Source organism: Mesorhizobium sp. L2C066B000 (genome assembly GCF_000502335.1).
Taxonomy (GTDB): Bacteria; Pseudomonadota; Alphaproteobacteria; order Rhizobiales; family Rhizobiaceae; genus Mesorhizobium.
Window position 1 is genome coordinate 265,856 of record NZ_AYWZ01000003.1, and the last position, 21,645, is coordinate 287,500.

The 21,645-nt window shown below is 63.9% G+C and carries 20 protein-coding genes (1 of these 20 running past the window's edge); 14 read left to right on the top strand and 6 right to left on the bottom strand.

Annotation, left to right across the window (positions count from 1 at the left end; all coding sequences use genetic code 11):
- The first annotated feature begins 43 nt into the window (after window positions 1-43).
- The 4 genes from X733_RS153885 to X733_RS153870 all read left to right on the top strand — a co-directional run bounded on the left by X733_RS153885 (window position 44) and on the right by X733_RS153870 (window position 2,481).
- On the top strand, window positions 44-802 hold the full coding sequence (locus X733_RS153885) for a ComF family protein (protein ID WP_245274413.1): 759 nt from the start codon (window positions 44-46) through the stop codon (window positions 800-802).
- A 22-nt stretch (window positions 803-824) separates the two neighbouring features.
- Complete coding sequence (gene grxC / locus X733_RS153880) at window positions 825-1,106, top strand: glutaredoxin 3 (protein WP_023672982.1); 282 nt, start codon at window positions 825-827, stop codon at window positions 1,104-1,106.
- Window positions 1,107-1,192: 86 nt separating this feature from the next.
- On the top strand, window positions 1,193-2,059 hold the full coding sequence (locus X733_RS153875; RefSeq protein WP_023748462.1) for a carbon-nitrogen hydrolase family protein: 867 nt from the start codon (window positions 1,193-1,195) through the stop codon (window positions 2,057-2,059).
- On the top strand, window positions 2,056-2,481 hold the full coding sequence (locus X733_RS153870; RefSeq protein ID WP_023672980.1) for a DUF1178 family protein: 426 nt from the start codon (window positions 2,056-2,058) through the stop codon (window positions 2,479-2,481). The genes X733_RS153875 and X733_RS153870 overlap by 4 nt, the downstream gene beginning before the upstream one ends.
- Before the next feature lie 4 nt (window positions 2,482-2,485).
- On the opposite strand, the gene X733_RS153865 is transcribed toward X733_RS153870, so the two are convergent.
- Window positions 2,486-2,971, bottom strand: coding sequence for a MarR family transcriptional regulator (locus X733_RS153865; RefSeq protein ID WP_023672979.1), 486 nt, complete (start codon window positions 2,969-2,971; stop codon window positions 2,486-2,488).
- A gap of 101 nt (window positions 2,972-3,072) precedes the next feature.
- On the opposite strand from X733_RS153865, the gene X733_RS153860 reads away from it, so the two are divergent.
- Window positions 3,073-3,963 carry a DMT family transporter gene (locus X733_RS153860; RefSeq protein WP_023818505.1) on the top strand — a complete coding sequence of 297 codons (891 nt, stop codon included), beginning with the start codon at window positions 3,073-3,075 and terminating at the stop codon, window positions 3,961-3,963.
- A gap of 87 nt (window positions 3,964-4,050) precedes the next feature.
- Here the strand turns inward: X733_RS153860 and X733_RS153855 are convergent, their stop codons facing one another.
- The 4 genes from X733_RS153855 to X733_RS153840 all read right to left on the bottom strand — a co-directional run bounded on the left by X733_RS153855 (window position 4,051) and on the right by X733_RS153840 (window position 7,380).
- Entirely contained in the window at window positions 4,051-4,383 is a 333-nt protein-coding gene (locus X733_RS153855) for an MmcQ/YjbR family DNA-binding protein (protein WP_023685781.1), read from the bottom strand.
- A 25-nt stretch (window positions 4,384-4,408) separates the two neighbouring features.
- Window positions 4,409-5,158: a bifunctional 2-polyprenyl-6-hydroxyphenol methylase/3-demethylubiquinol 3-O-methyltransferase UbiG gene (gene ubiG, locus X733_RS153850; RefSeq protein ID WP_023672976.1), complete on the bottom strand. Its 750-nt coding sequence runs from the start codon at window positions 5,156-5,158 to the stop codon at window positions 4,409-4,411.
- 84 nt (window positions 5,159-5,242) lie between these two features.
- Window positions 5,243-5,542 carry a hypothetical protein gene (locus tag X733_RS153845; RefSeq protein WP_050588647.1) on the bottom strand — a complete coding sequence of 100 codons (300 nt, stop codon included), beginning with the start codon at window positions 5,540-5,542 and terminating at the stop codon, window positions 5,243-5,245.
- Window positions 5,539-7,380, bottom strand: coding sequence for a CHASE3 domain-containing protein (locus X733_RS153840; RefSeq protein ID WP_023818507.1), 1,842 nt, complete (start codon window positions 7,378-7,380; stop codon window positions 5,539-5,541). Before X733_RS153840 ends, X733_RS153845 begins: the two co-directional genes overlap by 4 nt.
- Before the next feature lie 245 nt (window positions 7,381-7,625).
- On the opposite strand from X733_RS153840, the gene X733_RS153835 reads away from it, so the two are divergent.
- The 9 genes from X733_RS153835 to X733_RS153795 all read left to right on the top strand — a co-directional run bounded on the left by X733_RS153835 (window position 7,626) and on the right by X733_RS153795 (window position 21,192).
- Window positions 7,626-8,879 (top strand): aspartate kinase, encoded by a 1,254-nt coding sequence (locus tag X733_RS153835; protein ID WP_023685777.1) that lies wholly within the window; start codon window positions 7,626-7,628, stop codon window positions 8,877-8,879.
- Window positions 8,880-8,962: 83 nt separating this feature from the next.
- A complete protein-coding gene (gene ptsP / locus X733_RS153830; RefSeq protein WP_023693992.1) occupies window positions 8,963-11,233 on the top strand; it encodes a phosphoenolpyruvate--protein phosphotransferase in 2,271 nt (756 codons plus the stop codon).
- Between the two features lie 8 nt (window positions 11,234-11,241).
- Window positions 11,242-12,321, top strand: coding sequence for a peptide chain release factor 1 (gene prfA / locus X733_RS153825; RefSeq protein ID WP_023672971.1), 1,080 nt, complete (start codon window positions 11,242-11,244; stop codon window positions 12,319-12,321).
- Window positions 12,314-13,192, top strand: a complete 879-nt coding sequence (gene prmC / locus X733_RS153820) for a peptide chain release factor N(5)-glutamine methyltransferase (protein WP_023804566.1) — start codon at window positions 12,314-12,316, stop codon at window positions 13,190-13,192. The genes prfA and prmC overlap by 8 nt, the downstream gene beginning before the upstream one ends.
- A 304-nt stretch (window positions 13,193-13,496) precedes the next feature.
- Complete coding sequence (locus X733_RS153815; RefSeq protein WP_023818508.1) at window positions 13,497-14,477, top strand: DUF4167 domain-containing protein; 981 nt, start codon at window positions 13,497-13,499, stop codon at window positions 14,475-14,477.
- 208 nt (window positions 14,478-14,685) lie between these two features.
- Window positions 14,686-17,292, top strand: a complete 2,607-nt coding sequence (clpB, locus tag X733_RS153810) for an ATP-dependent chaperone ClpB (protein ID WP_023685772.1) — start codon at window positions 14,686-14,688, stop codon at window positions 17,290-17,292.
- Between the two features lie 71 nt (window positions 17,293-17,363).
- On the top strand, window positions 17,364-17,720 hold the full coding sequence (locus tag X733_RS153805; RefSeq protein ID WP_023685771.1) for an MmcQ/YjbR family DNA-binding protein: 357 nt from the start codon (window positions 17,364-17,366) through the stop codon (window positions 17,718-17,720).
- A gap of 292 nt (window positions 17,721-18,012) precedes the next feature.
- Window positions 18,013-19,530, top strand: coding sequence for a L,D-transpeptidase family protein (locus X733_RS153800; protein ID WP_023701438.1), 1,518 nt, complete (start codon window positions 18,013-18,015; stop codon window positions 19,528-19,530).
- Window positions 19,531-19,632: 102 nt separating this feature from the next.
- Window positions 19,633-21,192 (top strand): MFS transporter, encoded by a 1,560-nt coding sequence (locus X733_RS153795; RefSeq protein ID WP_023818509.1) that lies wholly within the window; start codon window positions 19,633-19,635, stop codon window positions 21,190-21,192.
- Window positions 21,193-21,364: 172 nt separating this feature from the next.
- Here X733_RS153795 and X733_RS153790 read toward each other — a convergent pair whose 3' ends face one another.
- Window positions 21,365-21,645 carry the end of a M23 family metallopeptidase gene (locus tag X733_RS153790; protein ID WP_023686664.1) on the bottom strand. Its footprint extends 1,690 nt past the window's final position, so only the last 281 of its 1,971 coding nucleotides appear in the window; the start codon falls outside the window, past its right edge — the gene reads right to left on this strand; its stop codon occupies window positions 21,365-21,367.

Consider the following 21,645-nt stretch of genomic DNA (forward strand, 5'->3'; position numbering starts at 1 on the left):
CGTGGCCGATCCGGTGATGGAGATCAAGAGCCTCGCTCAAACCATGTTGAAACTGGCCATGTTGGACTGGCCGGCGCGGATGCTGTTCCCGCCGGTCTGTGCCGGCTGTCGCAGGCACGTCTCGCAACCCGGCGTTTTGTGCGGCGCCTGCTGGCCGAAGCTGAGGCTGCTGGAGCGGCCATGGTGCGCGGTCATGGGCACGCCATTCACCCACGATATGGGCGAGGGGTTCCTGTCGGCCGAGGCGATCGCCGATCCGCCGCCGTTCGAGCGGGCGCGGGCGGCCGTGGCCTATTCCGGTGTCGCCCGCCAGATGGTGCAAGGGCTGAAATACCAGGACCGCACCGATCTGGCGCCATGGATGGCGCGCTGGATGCTGCGCGCCGGCGCCGAGCTAATTGCAGACGCCGATGTCGTCGTACCGGTGCCGCTGCACTGGCGGCGCTTCTTTCGCCGGCAGTTCAACCAGTCGGCGGAGTTGGCAAGGGCGGTTGCGCAGCTTAGCGGGCTGCCTTTCTCGCCCTCGGCGGTCCGGCGCGTCAAGCTCACGCGCCAGCAGGTCGGGCTGGAGCGGCAGGAGCGCGAGGCCAATGTCCGCGCCGCCTTCCGTGTGCCTGCGGAAGCCGAAATCGAGATCACTGGGCGCCGCGTGCTTCTGGTCGACGATGTCTACACCACCGGCGCTACCGTGCGCTCGGTCGCCAAGGCGCTGAAGAAGGGCGGCGCCGGAGCGGTCGATGTGCTGACCTTTGCGCGTGTCCTGCCGGGGGACTTTCGGGCCGACGAGTCCGCGACTATATAAGGGCAAAGAAAGGCACGGACCGATGCTCGATGTGACGATTTACACCCGTATGATGTGCGGCTATTGCGCAGCGGCCAAGCGGTTGCTCGACCGCAAGGGCGTCGCCTACACCGAGCATGACGCTTCGTTTTCGCCGGAATTGCGCCAGGAAATGATTTCGCGGGCGCATGGCCGCTCGACCTTTCCGCAGATTTTCATCGGCGACACGCATGTCGGCGGCTCCGACGACCTCCACGAGTTGGAGGCACGGGGGCAGCTGGACAGGCTGCTTGCCAACGGCTCGACGACAAAGAGCGGTTCGTAGGGCCGCTCTATGTCTTTGTTTTTATGCAATTCCGGACGGAAAACCGTTACACACTTTTCCTGGAATTGCTCAAAGAGGACGTGACGATGGGTATTTTCAAGGCGGCGGCGATCCAGATGCGTTCGGGCGAGAGCCCCGAGCGCAACGCGGTCGATCTCGAACGGCTGGTGCGCGAAGCGGCAGGCCTCGGTGCAACCTACATCCAGACCCCGGAAATGACCGGTGCGCTGATCCGCGACAAGGAAGCCAGGGCTGCTTCCTTCACCTTGGAAGACAAGGACATCGTCGTGGCGGCCGCGCGCAAGCTCGCCAGCGAACTCGGCGTCTTCCTGCACATCGGCTCGACCGCCATCCTGCGCACCGACGGCAAGCTCGCCAACCGGGCGCTGCTGTTTGGGCCGGACGGCGCCACCCTTGCCACCTACGACAAGATCCACATGTTCGATGTCGACCTCGACAATGGCGAGAGCTGGCGCGAATCCGCCGCCTATGAGCCGGGCACCGAGGCCGTCGTCACCGAGATCGACGGCGCTAGGCTCGGCTTTGCCGTCTGCTACGATCTACGCTTTCCACAGCTGTTCCGCGCCGAGGCGATGGCCGGCGCCGACCTCTTGTCGGTGCCTGCCGCCTTCACCCGCCAGACCGGCGAGGCGCACTGGCATGTGCTGCTGCGAGCCCGTGCCATCGAGAACGGCGCCTATGTGGTTGCTGCAGCACAAGGTGGCCTGCATGAGGATGGCCGCGAAACCTATGGCCATTCGCTGATCGTCGACCCATGGGGTCGAATTCTCGCCGAGGCCGACCATGACGATCCGGAGGTGATCATCGCCGAGATCGACACGGCGCAGTCGTCGGCCGCGCGTAAGAAAATCCCCAATCTCAAGAACGCGCGTGATTTTGCCGTCAATGCCGGCGCAGTGGAAGCGCCGCGGCTCAGGGGCGCGGCTTCGTGATCCGCTTTGCCCTGATCTGCGAGCACGAGCACGAATTCGAGGGCTGGTTTCGCAGCAATGACGATTTCGACACGCAGAAGAAGCGCGGCTTCGTCGATTGCCCGAGCTGCGGCTCGCACAAGGTGCAAAAGGCGCTGATGGCGCCAGCCGTCTCCACCGCGCGGAAGCAGGAAACAATTGCGCTGGCCATGGGCGAAACCCAGAAGCAGGCTTTGGCGCAACTGAAGGCGATGGCCGAGAAGGTGCGCGAGAATGCCGACTATGTCGGCGACAAGTTTGCCGAAGAAGCGCGCAAGATCCATTTCGGCGAGAGCGATGCGCGCGGCATCTATGGCGAGGCGACGTTGGACGAAGCCAAGAGCTTGGCCGAGGATGGCATCGATTTCATGCCGATCCCGAGTTTTCCCGAGGAGCGCAATTGAGCGATCAGCTGGCGCTATCGATCAATTTGCCAAGCAACTGAGCCAGTGCCCCCCGCTCCGTGCCGGTGAGCCCGGCGAGGATTTCATGCTCGTTGGCGACGTGGGCGGTCAGGGCTTCGTCGATCAAGGCCAGACCTTTTTCGGTCAGTTGCACGACAATGCCACGCCGGTCGTTGGGGTGCGGGCCGCGCAGGATCAGTCCGGCCTTCTCAAGCCGGTCGAGCCGGTTGGTCATGGCGCCGGAGGTCACCATCGTCGCCTCGTATAGAGCGGTCGGTGTCAGCGCGTAGGGCTGGCCGGAGCGGCGCAGCGTCGCCAGCACATCGAATTCGCCGGCCTGCAGTCCGAAACGGGCAAACAGCGGGGCGAGGCGCTCGCGGGCGATTAGCGACGAGGCTTCGTTCAGCCGCCCAAGCACCAGCATTGGCGACACCTCCAGGTCCGGCCGTTCCCGCTTCCATTGCTCCACCGCCTTTGCCGCGCGATCCATCTGTCTCACCGCTAAGTATCTTGACGTTAAGAATCTTTGTGGTATGCTACCTAAAGATACAGTTTCGACCCAGTGCCGCAAGTGAGTGACGGGACCATCCGATGAAATTTCTCTGGGAATCGGCGCTTGGCCTGCTGGTCGTCACCGGCGGCCTGCTCGGCCTGACCCTGCCGTTCGGCAAGCTGGCGACGGCTGTCGGCGTTCCGGCCATGGTCTGGGCCTTCGTCATCTCGTTCGGCGCCGGGGGCGTGCTGCTGTGCGCGTTGCTCGCGAACGGCGAGCGCATGCGGCTCACCTCGCACAGACTGCGCTATTTCTTCATCACCGCCGCCGTGTCCTACGCCGTGCCCAATCTGCTGATGTTTTCGGCTATCCCGCATCTCGGCGCCGGCTATACCGGCATCATGTTCACGCTGTCGCCGGTCATCACACTGGTGTTTTCGATCCTGCTCGGCGTTCGACGGCCAAATACGCTCGGCAGTATCGGTATCGCCGTCGGCTTCATCGGCGCCGTCATGGTGGCGGTGACGCGCGGCGAGGCCGGCCAGCCGGCCGATGTCTACTGGGTGCTGGCCGGACTTTTGATCCCGGTCAGCCTTGCCGCCGGCAATATCTATCGCACCGTCGACTGGCCCGAAGGCACCGGTCCGATCGAACTGGCCGTCGGCAGCCACCTGGCCTCGGCGACGCTGCTGCTGATCGGCATTCTCACGCTGTTCGGCCTCAGTGCCTTCGCCCCGCTCAGGGCCGTGCCGCTGGTTGTCGTGGCGCAAGTCGCTTCGGCCTCGGCGATGTTTGCCTTCTTCTTCCGGCTGCAGGCCGTGGGCGGTCCGGTCTATCTCAGCCAGATCGGCTATGTGGCGGCGGCCGTCGGCCTGTTTGCCGGAACCATCTTCCTCGGCGAGCACTACCAGTTGCTGACCTGGGCCGGCGCGGTGATCATCACCATCGGCGTGATCATCACCACCAAGGCGCAGAGCCAGAAGGCATAGGGTCTTTGGTTTACGCAATTCCCTAGGCAAAGCGCTATGCGCTTTTCCCGGGAAAACCGCTTCACACTTTGCTCGAACTGCTCAAGCTTAAATTTGGCTCGCGTCGAGGCGCTTCCGTAGCGCCGGCGGGGCGACGTTTCGCCAGGCCGTCCGAACGGCGCTGCGGAATGTCTGTTCGTCGCAGGCTTCGAGCATGATCGACGTCCATCCCTTTTGGCCCCAGCCGCCTGTCACGGGCCTGAAAACCGATGGCTCAGCCGCGGCCATCATCTCTTGCTGGTCCCGGTCGAGCTTGACGACAGCACGGTCGGCTTCGGGCAGCGAGACGAAGATACGGTTGCGGACGCGGAAGTCAGCCTTGCCGAAATGCGATTGCTCGACCGTTTCGGGAAGATCGAGCGCCAGCTCTCGGGCCCTCATAGTGTCCACGGCCGCCCCCTTTCGTTCAGACCGATCGTTTTTCCGCCAGCACCATATAGTTGACGTCCATGTCCTTGGAGCGTGCCCAGCGGTCGGCGAGAGGATTGTAGGTCACGCCGGTACGGTCGATGATGGTCATGGCGGCGCTGCCGAGCGCCTTTTCAAGCTCTTCGGGCCGCACCAGCTTGCCGAACTGGTGGGTGCCGCGCGGCAGCCAGCGCAGCACATATTCGGCGCCGATTATGGCCAGGCCCAGTGCCTTCAGCGTGCGGTTGATCGTGGCCACGAACATGATGCCGCCGGGCTTGACCATCTCGCCGCACTTGCCGATGAACAGGTCGACATCGGCAACATGCTCGACGACTTCCATGTTGAGGACGACGTCGAATTTCTCGCCGGAATCGGCCAAATCCTCAGCGGTCGTAGCGCGATAATCCACCGTCACGCCGCCTTCGGCCGCGTGCAGCTTCGCCACCTCGATGTTGGTTGCCGAGGCGTCGGCGCCGACCACTTCGGCGCCAAGCCTTGCCATCGGCTCGCACAACAATCCACCACCGCAGCCGATATCGAGGAAACGCAGGCCTTCGAACGGCCGCGCCGCCCGCGGATCGCGGCCAAAGCGCGCCGCCACCTGGTCCCGGATATAGGCAAGCCGGACCGGGTTGAATTTGTGCAGCGGACGGAATTTGCCGTTCGGGTTCCACCATTCGGCGGCAAGCGCGGAAAAGCGTTCCACTTCTCCGGCATCGATTGTCGATCGTCGGGCCTCTGGCATGGGGCGGGTCTCCTCGGACGCTAGGAAGTCGGGTGCCGGGGCAAGAAAGTCAAGGCCGGTTTTTGCGACTGCTGGCTAGTCGACCTATGGCCTCGAGATCACAATCGCCGCATGTTCCATCGCAACACTTGCGGGATTGATGGCCCGCATCGCTTCGCAATCGCCGATCTCGGCGATGATGCGGCCGGCGGCGGCGAGAGCCTGCTCGCGACTTCGCCAGCGCACCACATCGACCCATCCGCCATCGTCCCGCCGCGCCAGGCAGCGGTTTACGAAACCAGGTTGCCGCGCCAGCCAGTCGGCGACCAGGTTGTTGGCGGCGGCAAAGCCCGCTTCCGCTCCAGGCTTGAGGCGAAAGGTGACGATTTCCAGGGCCTCGGTCATTTTGCGTCCAGCACGTCGCGCAATTTCGCCGCCAGCTGCTCGATGGTGAAGGGCTTGGCCAGGAAATGCACGTCATGGTCGAGCACGCCATTGTGGACGACGGCGTTCCTGGTGAAGCCGGTGGTGAAGATCACCTTCAGCTTCGGCATGCGCGCCAGCGCCTCCTCGGCGAGCTTGCGGCCATTCATCACCGGCATGACGATATCGGTGAACATGAGCGCCACACCAGGGTTGTCGCCCAGCTTTTCCAGCGCTTCCTGGCCGCTTGCGGCATGAATGACGGTGTAGCCGAGTTCGCGCATGGCATCGGTGGTGGAAGCCCGCACGCGTGGATCGTCCTCCACGACAAGGATGGTTTCGGTGACCGGCACGGCAGGATTTCCGGCTCCTTCCGAAGATATGGCGGCCTCTTCCGGGCCGAAGAAGCGCGGCAGGTAGATCCTGATCGTGGTGCCTTGGCCGGGTTCCGAGTAGATCTTGACGTGTCCGCCGGACTGTTTGACGAAGCCGAACACTTGGCTCAGCCCGAGGCCGGTGCCCTTGTCGACTGGCTTGGTGGTGAAAAATGGCTCGAAAGCCCGCTCCATGACGTCCGCCGGCATGCCGGCGCCGGTGTCGCTGACCGCGATCATCACATACTGGCCGTCTTTGACCTCGGCATGGGTGGCGGCGTAGCTCTCGTCGAGGTGGCTGTTGGCGGTCTCGATGGTCATCTTGCCGTCCTCGCCCATGGCGTCGCGCGCATTGACCGCCAGATTGAGAATGGCATTTTCGAGCTGGCTCGGATCGGCATGGGTCTTCCACAGGCCGCCAGCCAGCACGGTTTCGATGCGGATGGTTTCGCCGAGCGCCCGCCGAAGCAGGTCCGACATGCCGGCGACCAGACGATTGGCGTCTACAACCTGAGGCGCGAGCGGCTGCTGGCGCGAGAAGGCAAGCAGCCGTGACGTCAAGTTTGCGGCCCGGGTCGCCGCATCGGTCGCCGCTTCGATGAATTTCATGATGTCGTGCTCGCCCCGCGTCAGCTTGCGCTGGGCGAGGTTCATGGCGCTGATGATCACCGCCAGCATGTTGTTGAAATCGTGGGCGATACCGCCGGTCAGCTGGCCCACAGCCTCCATCTTCTGCATCTGGCGGATCTGCGATTCGGCCTTTTCACGCGTCTGGATTTCGTTGCCGAGCTCGATGTTCTTGCGCATCAGCTCTTCCTGGGCGATCGCCACTGCGCGGAACCGGCGGCGCGAAAGGCGAACCGTGTAGGCGCCAAGCAGGAAGATCGCCAGCAGCGCCGCTATCGAGCCGATTCGCAGCCAGTTTTCGACCCGGTCGGTATGAGCGTCGCGCGCGGCGATGGCTGCGCCGCCAATGCGCCGGATCGTGTCCATGCTGGCCCGGATCTGGTCCATGGCGGCCTTGCCCTGGCCGCTGCGGACCAGTTCCAGAGCTTTTGCCGCATCGCCGCGATCGTAGAGTGCAATCGTCTCAGCCAATTCGGCCTGGTTTTGTGAAAGCGCGTCCTTGACGTGGTTGATCTGCTGCACGAGTTCGTCGTCCGGCGCGGTCATGCCGTCGATGCGGGCAAGCTGGCCCGGAATGGCGTCGACCGCCTGCCGATAAGGCTGGAGGTAGGATTTCTCGCCGGTCAGGAGATAGCCGCGCTGGCTGGTCTCGGCCTCCTGAGCCATCGCAAGCAAACCGGAAAGCAATTCCTGATACTCGACCGCCTCGCGCGCGGCCTCACGATTGGCTCTCTGGGTCTCGACCAGCACGGCGCGTGTGCCGACGATCAACGCCAGCACGGCGAAGCCGATGAACAGCGGCAGCGATTGCCACCGCATGGCGCGTCGAAGGCGAACAATCATTCGATATGCCGGACCAAAAGGAGTTTCCCGCGGGCAGCATTTGGTAAGCGGCGGCGGGGCCGAACGCAATATGCCGCGATCCTGAAGCCGGCATCCGCCGCCAGCCTTGCGAAACCGTGATCATTTGGCTAAGGAGGCGCGCATTCAGCGGCCGGCTTCTGTCGAGCGCTTACTTCCCCTTTCGGTCCTGGGCCGGCTTCAGTCAAAGGCATTTCGCTTCCATGGCGCGCATCGTGATGAAATTCGGCGGAACCTCCGTCGCCGACATCGCCCGCATCCGCAATGTGGCGCGTCACGTCAAACGCGAGGTCGATGCCGGCCATGAGGTCGCTGTCGTGGTTTCGGCGATGGCGGGCAAGACCAACGAACTGGTTGGCTGGACGCGCGAAGCCTCGCCCATGCACGACGCGCGCGAGTATGACGCCGTGGTCGCCTCGGGCGAGCAGGTGACTGCCGGCCTGCTGGCGATCACACTGCAGAATATGGGCGTCCATGCCCGCTCCTGGCAGGGCTGGCAGATCCCGATCAAGACCGACAACGCGCATGGCGCGGCGCGCATCCTCGACATTGACGGCGCGTTCCTGATCAAGCGCTTCGGCGAGGGCCAGGTGGCTGTCGTCGCCGGCTTCCAGGGCATCGGCCCGGACAACCGCATCGCCACGCTCGGCCGCGGCGGCTCCGACACAAGCGCGGTGGCCATTGCCGCGGCGGTCAAGGCCGACCGTTGCGACATCTACACCGATGTCGACGGCGTCTACACCACCGATCCGCGCATCGAGCCGAAGGCGCGGCGGCTCAACAAGATTTCGTTCGAGGAAATGCTCGAAATGGCGTCGCTCGGCGCCAAGGTCTTGCAGGTGCGCTCGGTCGAGCTTGCCATGGTGCACAGGGTGCGTACGTTCGTGCGGTCGTCCTTCGACGACCCCGATGCGCCCGGAATGGGGGATTTGCTCAATCCTCCGGGAACGCTCATTTGCGACGAGGAAGAGATCGTGGAACAGCAGGTCGTCACCGGAATTGCCTACGCCAAGGACGAAGCGCAGATTTCTCTGCGTCGCGTCGGCGACCGCCCGGGCGTTGCCGCCGGCATTTTCGGCCCGCTGGCCGAGGCCAACATCAATGTCGACATGATCGTCCAGAACATCTCAGAGGACGGCAAGTTCACCGACATGACCTTCACCGTGCCGTCCGGCGACGTGGACAAGGCGTTGGCCGTGCTGGAGCGTCTGAAGGCTTCGATCGGCTATGACGTGGTGCAGTCGGAAGCCGGCATGTCGAAGGTTTCGGTCATCGGCATCGGCATGCGCAGCCATGCCGGTGTGGCCGCCACCGCTTTCAAGGCGCTGGCCGACAAGGCGATCAACATCCGCGCCATCACCACCTCCGAGATCAAGATTTCGATACTGATCGACGGTCCCTACACGGAACTCGCGGTTCGTACTTTGCATTCCGTGTACGGTCTGGATAAGCAGTAGCGAGAGCGATTTGAGTTGTTGCGTGTGCGCCGGTCGCAGTGGAAACTGCGGCGGGCAAAATGCCCATTGGAGAAGAAGCCGCGATGCGTGATACGGCCAGTGGCCCGCGCGTTCTGCTGAAACGGCTCCGCGAGCTCATGCAGGAGCCGCTGGAGCCGCAGGAGCGGCTCGACCGGATCGTGCGCGACATCGCCTCCAACATGGTCGCCGAGGTCTGCTCGCTCTATGTGCTGCGCGCCGATTCGGTGCTCGAACTCTATGCCACCGAAGGTCTGAACCCGAACGCCGTCCATTTGGCGCAACTGCGGCTGGGGCAGGGCCTCGTCGGCACCATTGCTGCGAGCGCGCGGCCGCTCAACCTCTCCAATGCGCAGGAACATCCGGCCTTCGCCTACCTGCCGGAGACGGGCGAAGAGATCTACAATTCCTTCCTCGGCGTGCCCGTACTCAGGGCAGGGCGCACGCTGGGCGTGCTGGTGGTGCAGAACAAGACCATGCGCCACTACCGCGACGACGAGGTCGAGGCGTTGGAAACGACCGCCATGGTGATCGCCGAGATGATCGCCACCGGGGATCTCGCGCGCCTGACCCGGCCCGGCCTCGAACTCGACCTGCGCCGTCCCGTCAGCTTTACCGGCCTGTCCTTCAACGAGGGCGTCGGCCTCGGCCATGTCGTGCTGCATGAGCCACGCATCGTCGTCACCAATCTGTTCAACGAGGACAGTGAGGAAGAGGTGCGCCGGCTGGAGACGTCGCTCGGTTCGCTCAGGCTTTCCATCGACGACATGCTGGAGCGGCGCGATGTCGCCTTCGAGGGCGAACATCGCGAGGTGCTCGAAGCGTATCGCATGTTTGCCAACGACCGCGGCTGGGTGCGTCGGCTGGAAGAGGCGATCCGCAACGGCCTGACAGCGGAAGCGGCGGTGGAAAAGGTCCAAAGCGACATGCGCGCCCGCATGCTGCACATGACCGATCCTTATTTGCGCGAGAGGATGAGCGACTTCGACGATCTCGCCAACCGGCTGCTGCGCCAGCTGATGGGGCGCGGGCCTGACGACGTAGCGGCGTCACTGCCGAAGGATGCCATCCTGGTCGCGCGCTCGATGGGCGCGGCCGAACTGCTTGATTATCCCAGGGACAAGCTGCGCGGCGTGGTGTTGGAAGACGGCGCTGCCACCAGCCATGTCGTCATCGTCGCGCGCGCCATGGGCATTCCGGTCGCCGGCCAGATGAAGGGCGCCGTTTCCATGGCGGAAAACGGCGATGCCATCATCGTCGACGGCGAGGAAGGCACCATCCATCTGCGGCCGCAGCCGGACCTCGAAGCCGCCTATGCCGAAAAAGTGCGCTTCCGGGCGCGCCGGCAGGAAGTCTACCGGGAACTGCGCAAGAAGCCGTCGGTGACCAAGGACGGCGTCCAGGTCGACCTGCTGATGAATGCGGGCCTGGCCGTCGACCTGCCGCAGCTGGCCGAGGCGGGTGCGGCCGGCATCGGCCTGTTCCGCACCGAATTGCAGTTCATGGTCGCCTCGACCTTCCCGCGTGCCGAGGCGCAGGAGCGGCTCTACCGCGACGTGCTGGACGCGGCGCGCGGCAAGCCGGTCACCTTCCGCACCATCGACATCGGCGGCGACAAGGTGCTGCCCTACTTCAAGGGCGCCATCCAGGAAGAAAACCCTGCGCTCGGCTGGCGCGCGATCCGGCTGACGCTCGACCGGCCGGGTCTGCTCAGGACCCAGATCCGCGCTCTGCTGAAGGCCTGCGGCGGGCGCGAACTGAAGCTGATGCTGCCGATGGTTACCGAACTCGGCGAAATCGCCCAGGCGCGCGAGATCATCGACCGCGAAGTGCGGCATCTCTCCCGCTTTGCCCACCATCTGCCGACCAGCCTCAAGGTGGGCGCCATGCTGGAAGTGCCGTCGCTGCTGTTCCAGCTCGACGAGTTGATGAAGGCGGTCGATTTCGTCTCGGTCGGCTCCAACGACCTGTTCCAGTTCGTCATGGCGGTCGATCGGGGGAACACGCAGCTCTCCGACCGCTTCGACACGCTTTCGACGCCGTTCCTGCGGGTTCTGAAGCAGATCGCCGACGCCGGGGTTCGCAACCACACGCCGGTGACTCTGTGCGGCGAGCTTGCCGGAAAACCCATTTCCGCCATGGCGCTGATCGGCCTTGGCTACCGCTCGATCTCGATGTCTCCAGCCTCGATCGGCCCGGTCAAGGCGATGTTGACCGAACTGCCACTGGAGGAATTGGAGGCTTTCTTTGCCGACAATCTGATGGCGCCAGCTCAAGGGCTGCCGATGCGGGCGCTGCTGCAGGCCTTCGCCGACGACCGCTCCATCCCGCTATAGCATTAGCCATGGTCAATCTTCCCCGCGAGCGTATGGATCAGGTCGTCAAGCGTTTCGAGATGCTCGAAGCGCAGATGTCGGCCGGCCCGGCGGCCGATGCCTATGTGAAGATGGCCTCGGAATATGCCGAGCTGCAGGACATGGTGGCCAAGGTCAGGGAACTGCGCTCAGTCGAGCGCGAGCAAGCCGACCTCGAGGCGATGCTTGCCGACAAGGGCACCGATGCCGAGATGCGGGCCCTGGCGGAGGCAGATCTGCCCGGCGTCGAAGCGCGTATCGAAGAGCTGCAGAAGGACATCCAGATCCTGCTGTTGCCCAAGGATGCGGCCGACGACAAGAACGCCATCCTTGAAATCCGCGCCGGCACCGGCGGCGACGAGGCGGCATTGTTTGCCGGCGACCTTTTTCGCATGTATGAGCGCTATGCCGCCGAACGCGGCTGGCGCTTCGAGACGGTGTCGGCCAGCGACGGCGATGCCGGCGGCTTCAAGGAAATCATCGCCACCATTTCCGGTAGGGGAGTCTTTGCCCATCTGAAATTTGAATCCGGCGTGCACCGCGTGCAGCGCGTGCCGGCGACCGAGGCCAGCGGGCGCATCCACACTTCGGCGGCGACGGTTGCCGTACTGCCGGAGGCCGAAGAGGTCGACATCGACATTCGCGCCGAAGACATCCGTATCGACACGATGCGCGCCTCGGGTTCGGGCGGCCAGCACGTCAACACCACCGATTCTGCGGTGCGCATCACCCATTTGCCGACCGGCATCATGGTGGTGCAGGCGGAGAAGTCGCAGCATCAGAACCGGGCGAAAGCCATGCAGATTCTGCGTGCGCGGCTTTACGACCTCGAGCGCAGCAAGGCGGACGAGGAGCGCTCGGAGTCACGCAAATCGCAGGTTGGTTCGGGCGACCGTTCGGAGCGCATCCGCACCTACAACTTCCCGCAGGGCCGCCTTACCGACCATCGTATCAACCTGACGCTCTACAAGCTCGACCGGGTGATGATGGGCGAGCTCGATGAGGTCATCAATGCGCTGATCGCCGACCATCAGTCGAAGCTGCTCGCCGATATTGGCCTCGATGGCTGACATGTTGCCCGGCGCGCTCGGGCCGTTGTTGCGGGTGGCGCGGGAGCGGCTTGCCGCGGCCGGCCTTTCCGACCCGGCGCTGGATGCCAGGCTTATCGTCGAGCATTTTTCCCGCACGGACCGTACGCAGGCGATCGCCGACCCGCAACGGACGGTCGATGCGGGTGCGGTTGCCGCAATCGGCGCTGCTCTGCAGCGCCGCATGGCCGGCGAACCGGTTCACCGCATCCTCGGGTTTCGCGAGTTTTACGGCCTGCGGCTGTCGCTGTCGCCGGAAACGCTGGAGCCGCGGCCGGACACCGAAACGCTGGTCGAGGCGATCCTGCCTTTTGCCGGCGCGACGGCCGAAAGGCTGGGGGAATGCCGTATCCTCGATCTCGGCACCGGTACCGGCGCGATTGCGCTGGCGCTGCTCAGCGCGGTTCCGGCCGCGACCGCCACCGGGGTCGATATTTCACAAGACGCGCTGGCAACCGCGATACGCAATGCCGAGCAACTCGGACTCGCCGGCCGGTTCGTGGGGCTGCAGTCTGACTGGTTCGAAAAAGTTTCGGGCCGATACCATGTAATTGCCGCAAACCCTCCCTATATATCGTCTAGAGACATTGGAAATCTGCAGGACGAGGTCCGCGATTTCGATCCGCACAGAGCCCTTGATGGCGGTGTGGACGGTCTTGGCCCCTACAGGATCATCGCCGCCGAGGCGGCAAAGTTTCTGGAAGCAGAAGGCAAGATAGCGGTCGAGATCGGCCACACGCAGCGCAATGAGGTCAAAGACATATTCGCGGCAGCCGGCTACAGGCTGGCCGGGGCATTTGTCGATCTTGGCGGAAACGACAGGGTTCTTATGTTTGAACAGGGAAAGCCTTGACGCAGTGCAAAAAAGCGCTTGGCAATGCCGGGGAATGCGGCTAGGGTCCGCCCTAACCGGATGAGACGAAGCAGGCAGTGCTCTTAGCGATTCGGTTTTCCTTGGAAATAGCTGCCTTCTTGCGCAAACGACGCCCAAGCTTCGTGCGGGAATCGTCCGGCAAGTGATGTAACCGGAACAGGATGACACGTGGCGCCAACGCAATTGATGCGGGCGAACGCCGGTGAAGAAACGAAACGGCTGGCTGCATGAGCGCCTCCGTTCGCGAAACGTTTTTCGAAAATTTCAAAATGAAGAGAGTCTTATGAGGCCACAACAGCAGAACAGGCGCATGCGCGGTCGCAACAACAATGGCGGCGGCGGTGGCAACAACAATAACAATAACAACAACCGCAAGGGCCCAAATCCCCTGACGCGCAACTACGAGAGCAACGGCCCGGACGTGAAAATCCGTGGATCGGCTCAGCAGATCGCCGAAAAATACGCCACTCTGGCCCGTGACGCGCAAAGCTCCGGCGACCGGGTTATGGCGGAGAATTACCTCCAGCACGCCGAGCACTACAACCGCATCATTGCCGCCGCACAGGCGCAGATGCCGATCCAGAATGCCCCGCAGAACCGCGACGAATTCGACGACGATGAAGATCGCGACGATTTTGACAATGCCGGCAGCGGCAATGGCGGCGAGACGCAAGCGCCGATGGCCAACCACGGCAACGGTCCGCAGCCGACGATTGAGGGCACGCCGGCCGAACTCGCATACGGCCAGGAAAACGGCCGCGAGAACAACAGTGGCCGTGACAATAATGGCCGCAACAATAACGGCCGCGACAACAATGGCCGCAACCGTGACCGCCGCCCCAATGGCGGCTATGGCCAGAACGACCAGCGTGGCGACTTTGCCCAGCGTGGCGAGCAGAACGGCCAGCGCGGCGACCAGCAGCGCTTCACCGAAACCCCGGCACAGGCGGAAACCGTTTCCGCGGTTGAGCCCGAAGCCGAGAGTGGTTTCTCCGAGCCGGCGCCGCTGTACGAAAACCTGTCGCCGGCGGCTCTTGCCGCCCGGGCCGAACTCAATGAGGCAGCCGCCGAGAGCGGCGCTGCCCGTCGCCCGCGGCGTCCGCGCCGCTCGCGCAACAATGCCGATCAGGTCGGTGACGAACAGTCTGGTGGTGGCCAGGTGGTGGATGGCGCCGGCGAGACCGCTGCCGCTGTTGACGTGGTTGATGCGGCGCCGGCCGAAAGCTCTGCCGGCGACCCGTTCGCCGTCGACGCCAACAACTGACCCACAAGACATAAGTCGATGAAACGGCGGAGAGAAATCTCCGCCGTTTTCGTTTGCTCGGCCATGCAATATCATCAGCCGGACGTCTTGAGCGGCAATGGCTTGCGCCCCATATCTGGCGTGAACTGGACCCGGCTCGGATGAGCGGGTCCGTCACCGCAATCTGATCCGGTGCCGCAAAGCGGGCCGGTGATGGAAGGAGACAGATATGAACCTCGAGAAATACTCCGAGCGCGTCCGCGGATTCATTCAGTCCGCCCAGACCATGGCGCTCTCGCGCAATCACCAGCAATTCACTCCCGAACATATGCTGAAGGTCCTCGTCGATGACGACGAGGGGCTGGCCGCCTCGCTGATAGAGCGCGCCGGCGGCAACGTGCGCGACGTCAAGCTTGGCGTCGAGACCGCCCTTGAGGCCATGCCCAAGGTGGAAGGCGGCAACGGCCAGCTTTATCTGGCGCAGCCGCTGGCCAAGGTGTTTTCGACCGCCGAGGAATTGGCCAAGAAAGCCGGCGACAGTTTTGTCACGGTCGAGCGGCTGCTGCAGGCGCTGGCGATGGAGAAGTCGGCTAAGACGGCCGATATCCTGTCCAAGGCCGGCGTCACAGCGCAGGCGCTGAACCAGGTGATCAACGACGTCCGCAAGGGCCGTACCGCCGATTCGGCGAGCGCCGAGCAGGGCTATGACGCGCTGAAGAAATACGCGCGCGACCTCACCGCCGATGCCCGCGCCGGCAAGCTCGACCCTGTGATTGGCCGTGACGACGAGATCCGCCGCACCATCCAGGTGCTGTCGCGGCGTACCAAGAACAACCCGGTGCTGATCGGCGAGCCGGGCGTCGGCAAAACGGCGATCGCCGAAGGTCTGGCGCTGCGCATCGTCAATGGCGACGTGCCCGAATCGCTGAAGGACAAGCAGTTGATGGCGCTCGACATGGGCGCGCTGATTGCCGGCGCCAAATATCGCGGCGAGTTCGAGGAGCGGCTGAAGGCCGTGCTCAACGAAGTCACCTCGGCGGCCGGCGGCATCATCCTGTTCATCGACGAGATGCACACGCTGGTCGGCGCCGGCAAGGCCGATGGCGCCATGGACGCTTCGAACCTGTTGAAGCCGGCGCTGGCGCGCGGCGAACTGCACTGCGTCGGCGCGACCACGCTCGATGAATACAGGAAGCATGTCGAGAAGGACGCGGCCCTTGCCCGCCGGTTCCAGCCGGTCTTCGTCAACGAGCCGTCGGTCGAAGATACCGTGTCGATCCTGCGTGGCCTGAAGGAGAAGTACGAGCAGCACCACAAGGTGCGCATCTCGGATTCGGCGCTGGTCGCGGCGGCGACCTTGTCCAACCGCTACATCGCCGACCGTTTCCTGCCGGACAAGGCGATCGACCTTGTCGACGAAGCCGCGTCGCGGCTGAGGATGCAGGTCGATTCCAAGCCCGAGGCGCTGGACGAGATCGATCGCCGCATCATGCAGCTCAAGATCGAGCGCGAGGCACTGAAGGTCGAGAAGGACGAGGCGTCAAAGGACCGGCTCGCGCGTCTCGAAAAGGAACTCGTCGGCCTCGAGGAGGAATCGACCGAGATCACCGCCAAATGGCAGTCGGAAAAGCAGAAGCTTGGCCTCGCCGCTGACCTCAAGAAGCAGCTCGACGCGGCCCGCAACGACCTCGCCATTGCCCAGCGCAAGGGTGAATTCCAGCGCGCCGGCGAGCTTGCCTATGGCAAGATCCCGGAACTGGAAAAGAAGCTGAAGGAAGCCGAAGCCCAGGACGGCAAGGCCGGCATGGTCGAAGAGGTGGTCACGCCCGACCACGTCGCCCATATCGTGTCGCGTTGGACCGGCATTCCGGTCGACAAGATGCTGCAGGGCGAGCGCGACAAGCTGCTGCGCATGGAAGACGAGATCGGCAAGCGAGTCGTCGGCCAGGGCGAAGCGGTACAGGCGGTGTCCAAGGCCGTGCGTCGTGCCCGGGCCGGGCTGCAGGATCCGAACCGGCCGATCGGCTCGTTCATGTTCCTCGGACCGACCGGCGTCGGCAAGACCGAACTGACCAAGGCGCTGGCCAATTTCCTGTTCGACGACGAGAGCGCCATGGTGCGAATCGACATGTCGGAATACATGGAGAAGCACTCGGTCGCCCGGCTGATTGGCGCGCCTCCCGGCTATGTCGGCTATGAGGAAGGCGGCGCGCTGACCGAAGCGGTGCGGCGCCGGCCCTATCAGGTCGTGCTGTTCGACGAGATCGAGAAGGCGCATCCGGATGTCTTCAACGTGCTGTTGCAGGTGCTCGACGACGGGCGGCTGACCGACGGGCAGGGCCGCACGGTCGACTTCCGCAACACGCTGATCGTCATGACGTCGAACCTCGGCGCCGAATATCTGGTCAATCTCGGCGAAGAGCAGGATGTCGATGCCGTGCGCGACGAGGTTATGAGCGTGGTGAGAGCCTCGTTCAGGCCGGAGTTCCTCAACCGCGTCGATGAGGTGATCCTGTTCCACCGGCTGCGCCGGCAGGATATGGGCCGCATCGTCGAGATCCAACTCAAGCGGCTGGAAAGCCTGCTCGTCGACCGCAAGATCACACTGTCGCTCGACCAGGAATCGATCGACTGGCTGGCGGCGAAGGGCTACGACCCGGCCTATGGCGCGCGGCCGCTGAAGCGGGTGATGCAGAAGGACCTGCAAGATCCGCTGGCGGAAAAAATCCTGCTTGGCGAGATACTCGACGGCTCGACCGTCAAGGTCACCGCCGGCTCCGACCGGTTGAATTTCCGGTCCAGGCCCACTGTGGTGCCGACCGACGCGGCAGCCTGATCCAACGCCGCGCGTCCGACCGGACGCGCGGCATTTTCTTATGAAACAACAATCCTTTGACGGGGGTGCAGATGACGCTGGACGACTACAACAGCTTCTGCGCCTCGCTGCCGCAGACGACGCACGTCGTGCAGTGGGGCGGGGCCGATGTCTGGAAAGTCGGTGGCAAGGTCTTCACCATCGCCGGCCATGACCGGGAGGGTGGCGTCTTCGTCACCTTCAAATGCTCTGAGATGGCATATGACGTGCTGAAGGATCAGCCCGGCTGCCGGCCGGCGCCCTATCTCGCCTCGCGCGGCATGAAATGGATCCAGCGTCAGACAAGCCAGAGCATGGATGATGATGCGCTGAAGGACTATCTCGGCGAAAGCCACCGCCTCGTCGTCCTCAAGCTGACGAAGCAGACGCGCAAGGAATTGGGCCTGTAGCAACCAGTAATCCGCCATCTTCATGCCCGGTTCATGTTGGAAAGCTTATGTTGTGGTTTGCTGGCGAAGGGGTTTGCCTGCAGGCTTTTGACGATCAGGGCGTTCCTTGCGCATCCAAACGGTGGCGAGAACGTTCTGGTGGGAACACTGCCGGGCGGCGGCAATTACGCATGACCCCGAAAATCGAAATTCGATTTTCGGAAAGGATCATGCGCAGACATGAAGTGTTACAGCGTCCTTTGCGCGTCCAAACGGACGCGCGGCGCTGTAAGTACCGGAGAGTTTGACCACCATGTTCCGCACGATCCTTGCCTTTTCGGTGCTCGCCGCCGGGCTGCTCACGTCCAGCGCCATGGCATCGCCGACTGTGGACAACGCACTGCCGGCCGTCCGCGCCGCCGATAGCGGCGGCATTGTGCTTGCCCAGGACGGCAATCTCGACATCTATTACGACGCCAGGGGCAACCGCGTCATCGTCGATGCCGAGACCGGCAAGGTCATCGCCATCCAGCCGCCGCAGACCAGGCTCGACCGCCGCGCGCTGCGCCGGGAAATGCGGGCACGTGAGCTTGGACGCGCACCGGTCGAAGACGACGACCGCTACTATCTCGACGATCCCGAAGACATGGCGCGTTTCCGCCGCAGGCAACTGGACGATCAGGGACGAATCCCCGGCCCGCCGGTTGATGAATACGATCCTGAAAGCGACAGATTCCTGGGGGCCGCTCCGCAGGATGATGCTAATGACAGCGACACCTATCCGGAAGCGCCGAAATCCGCTGAACCGCGGCCCGTCAAGCGCCAGCCGCTGAACGAAGCCTCTATCGATCCCGCCGAACCGGCGGCGCCCGCCGACCAGGCCGCGCTGCCGCCGAAAGCCGGTGGCAAGACCGTGGTCGATCCCTCGCTTTCACTCGGCGCACGCCAGGATGTAGCCGCCTTGCAGGTGCTGCTCGACCGCGCCGGCGCTTCACCCGGCGTCGTCGACGGGCGCTTCGGCTCCAATGTCGACAAGGCGCTTGCCGCCTATAACCAGATCACCGGCAGCAATCTGCGCTCGACCGACGCGGTCGGCATCCAGGCTGCGCTGGCGCAAACCGGTGGCGATGCTTTCGCCAATTATACGATCACGCCCGAAGACGCGGCCGGGCCTTATGTCGCCTCGATACCGGAGGATTACAGCCAGAAGGCGCAGCTCGACCGCATGGCTTACACCTCCGTCACCGAAGCCTTGGCCGAACGGTTCCACATGGACGAGAACTACCTGAAGGGGCTCAATCCCGAGGCCGACTTCAGCCGTCCCGGCACCATCATCAAGGTCGCCAATTTCGGCAGGCTGGTGGCGACGCCGGTTGCCCGCATCGTCGCCGACAAGGACAAGAAGCAGGTGTTCGCCTATGACGCCGGTGGCAAGCTGGTCGCGGCCTATCCGGCCACCATTGGTTCAGCCGACACGCCCTCGCCGACCGGCACTCATACGGTGTCGCGCGTCGCGCTCGATCCGAACTACACCTACAACCCCAGCATCAATTTCAAGCAGGGCCAGAACGACAAGATCCTGACCATCCCGCCGGGTCCGAACGGCCCGGTCGGCTCGGTGTGGATCGCGCTGGACAAGCCGACCTATGGCATTCACGGCACGCCCGATCCCTCCAAGATCGGCAAGACCGAAAGCCATGGCTGCGTGCGCCTGACCAATTGGGATGCGCGTGAACTGGCCAAGCTGGTGTCGCCGGGCGTCACCGTCGAGTTCGTCGGCGGTCCCTCGGCCGATGATGTTGCGGAGCAAGTGAGCGCTCCAGCGCAGTGATATCGGCCTGCCCATAAGGCAGGCCGATATCCAAAGCTGGATTCATGAGCGCAGGGTGCTGGCTGGTTGTTGCCGGCCCGCAACAAGTCTAAGCAGACGCTCATGAAGTCTCCGAGCGAAGCCGCAGCCGTTCCCCTGACCAGGTCGCTTTCCAACGGTACATTTTGCCCGCAGTCGCAGCGCAAGTTCGTGCTGGTAGCGGCGATCCTGGCGTCAGCGCTCGGCTTCATCGACGGGTCGATCCTGGCCATTGCCATGCCGGCAATGCGCGTCGACCTCGGCGCCAGCCTGGCCGAGGTCCAGTGGATTTCCAACGCCTATGCGCTGACGCTGTCGGCGCTGATTCTGGCCGGCGGCGCCGCCGGCGACCGGTTTGGCCTCAGGCGCGCCTTCGTTGCCGGCATTGCGCTGTTCATCGTCGCTTCGCTGGCCTGCGCGGTGGCGCCGAATGCGCTGGTGCTCATCGCCTTTCGCGCCATTCAGGGCCTTGGTGCGGCGATCATGGTGCCGGGCAGCCTCGCCATCATCGCCAAGGCCTATCCGAAGAAGGAGCGCGGCCGGGCGATCGGCATCTGGGCCGCCGCCTCGGCGCTGACGACTGCGCTCGGTCCGGTGCTCGGCGGCTTCGTCCTGTCGGCCTTTGGCGGCGGTATCTGGCGGGCGATCTTCGCCGTCAACCTGCCGCTCGGGCTGATCTCGATCTATCTCCTGCTGGCCAAGATTCCCGCCGACGCGCCGACGGAGAAGCGAAGCCTCGATCTCGGCGGCGCCGCTCTCGCCACGCTTGCCTTCGGGGCGCTTGCCTACGGACTGACCTCGATGAGCGCCGAAGGCAGCGGGCTGATGTCGGGGCCGAGCATCGCCGCAGGCGCCGTGCTGCTTATCATCTTCATCGTCTTCGAGCTTCGGCAGCGCGAGCCGATGATCGATCTCAAGCTGTTTCGGATCGGCGCCTTTGCCGGCGCCAACCTCGCCACCTTCTTCCTGTATTTCGCGCTGTCGGCCAATCTGTTCTACCTGCCGATGCTGTTGATCGCCGGATGGGGGCTGAGCACCAAAGAGGTCGGTTTCATCTTCCTGCCGCTGTCGGCGTCGATCGCGCTGCTGTCGGGTCTCGTCGGCCAGTGGTCGGATCGCATCGGTCCGCGTTTTCCGATCGCCAGCGGCTGCCTGGTAGTTGCCATCGCCTTTGCCGGGCTGGCTTTGCTCACTCATGCCGGCATGCACAATTTCTGGACCGGTATCTTTCCGCTGATGGCGGTGATGGGGCTCGGCATGGCGCTGGTGGTGTCGCCGCTGTCGACGGCGGTCATGACCGCGGTCGAGGACAAGGATACCGGCGCCGCTTCCGGCATCAACAATGCGGTTTCGCGCATTGGCGGGCTGATTGCTGTGGCGGCGATGGGCTCGCTCGCGGCCTGGGTCTATTCGACGATGCTCGATACCAGCGCTAGGCCGGGCATTCCGGGATTCGGCGAACCGGCATTGGCCGGCCTGGCGCCAGACCTTGATGCAACACGGCTCGCCGCCAGCGATGCGGCGTTAGCGGCCGTGTCGACAGTGACGGCCGTGCTTTGCCTGCTTGCCGCTATTATCGCCTGGGCCACCGTTTCGGGGCAAAAGCTGCCTTGGTCACGAGCCGAAGAGGAGCAGTCGACCTGATTCGGAGCCGACCCGATTCGGAATGCTCTGATGGGGCGATTATGATTCGCCAGCGTCGAGTGTGACGGCTTAAAGCGCGTCGCGCTGAAACGGATTCATACGACGCGCTTTAAGTGTTTGTTTTGAGGCATGTCCTTGTCCAGAGCCGCGGCACACTTCTGGGCGACATGCATTAGCCTTCGATCTTGGCGCTCGCGACCTTCAGCGGATTGCTGTCTTCCTGCTTGAGCAGTTCATCGATGCGCTCGCGCTCGCGCTTGAAAGCGACCAGGTCGTCGCCCTTCAGCACCTTGCCGACCGGCAGGCGCACGCGCATCGGGTCGACCTTGGTGCCGTTGACGATCAGCTCGTAGTGAAGATGCGGACCGGTGGAGAGGCCGGTCTGACCGAGGAAGCCGATGGTCTGGCCCTGGCGGACATGAACGCCCGGTTCGATGCCTTTGGCAAAGGCGC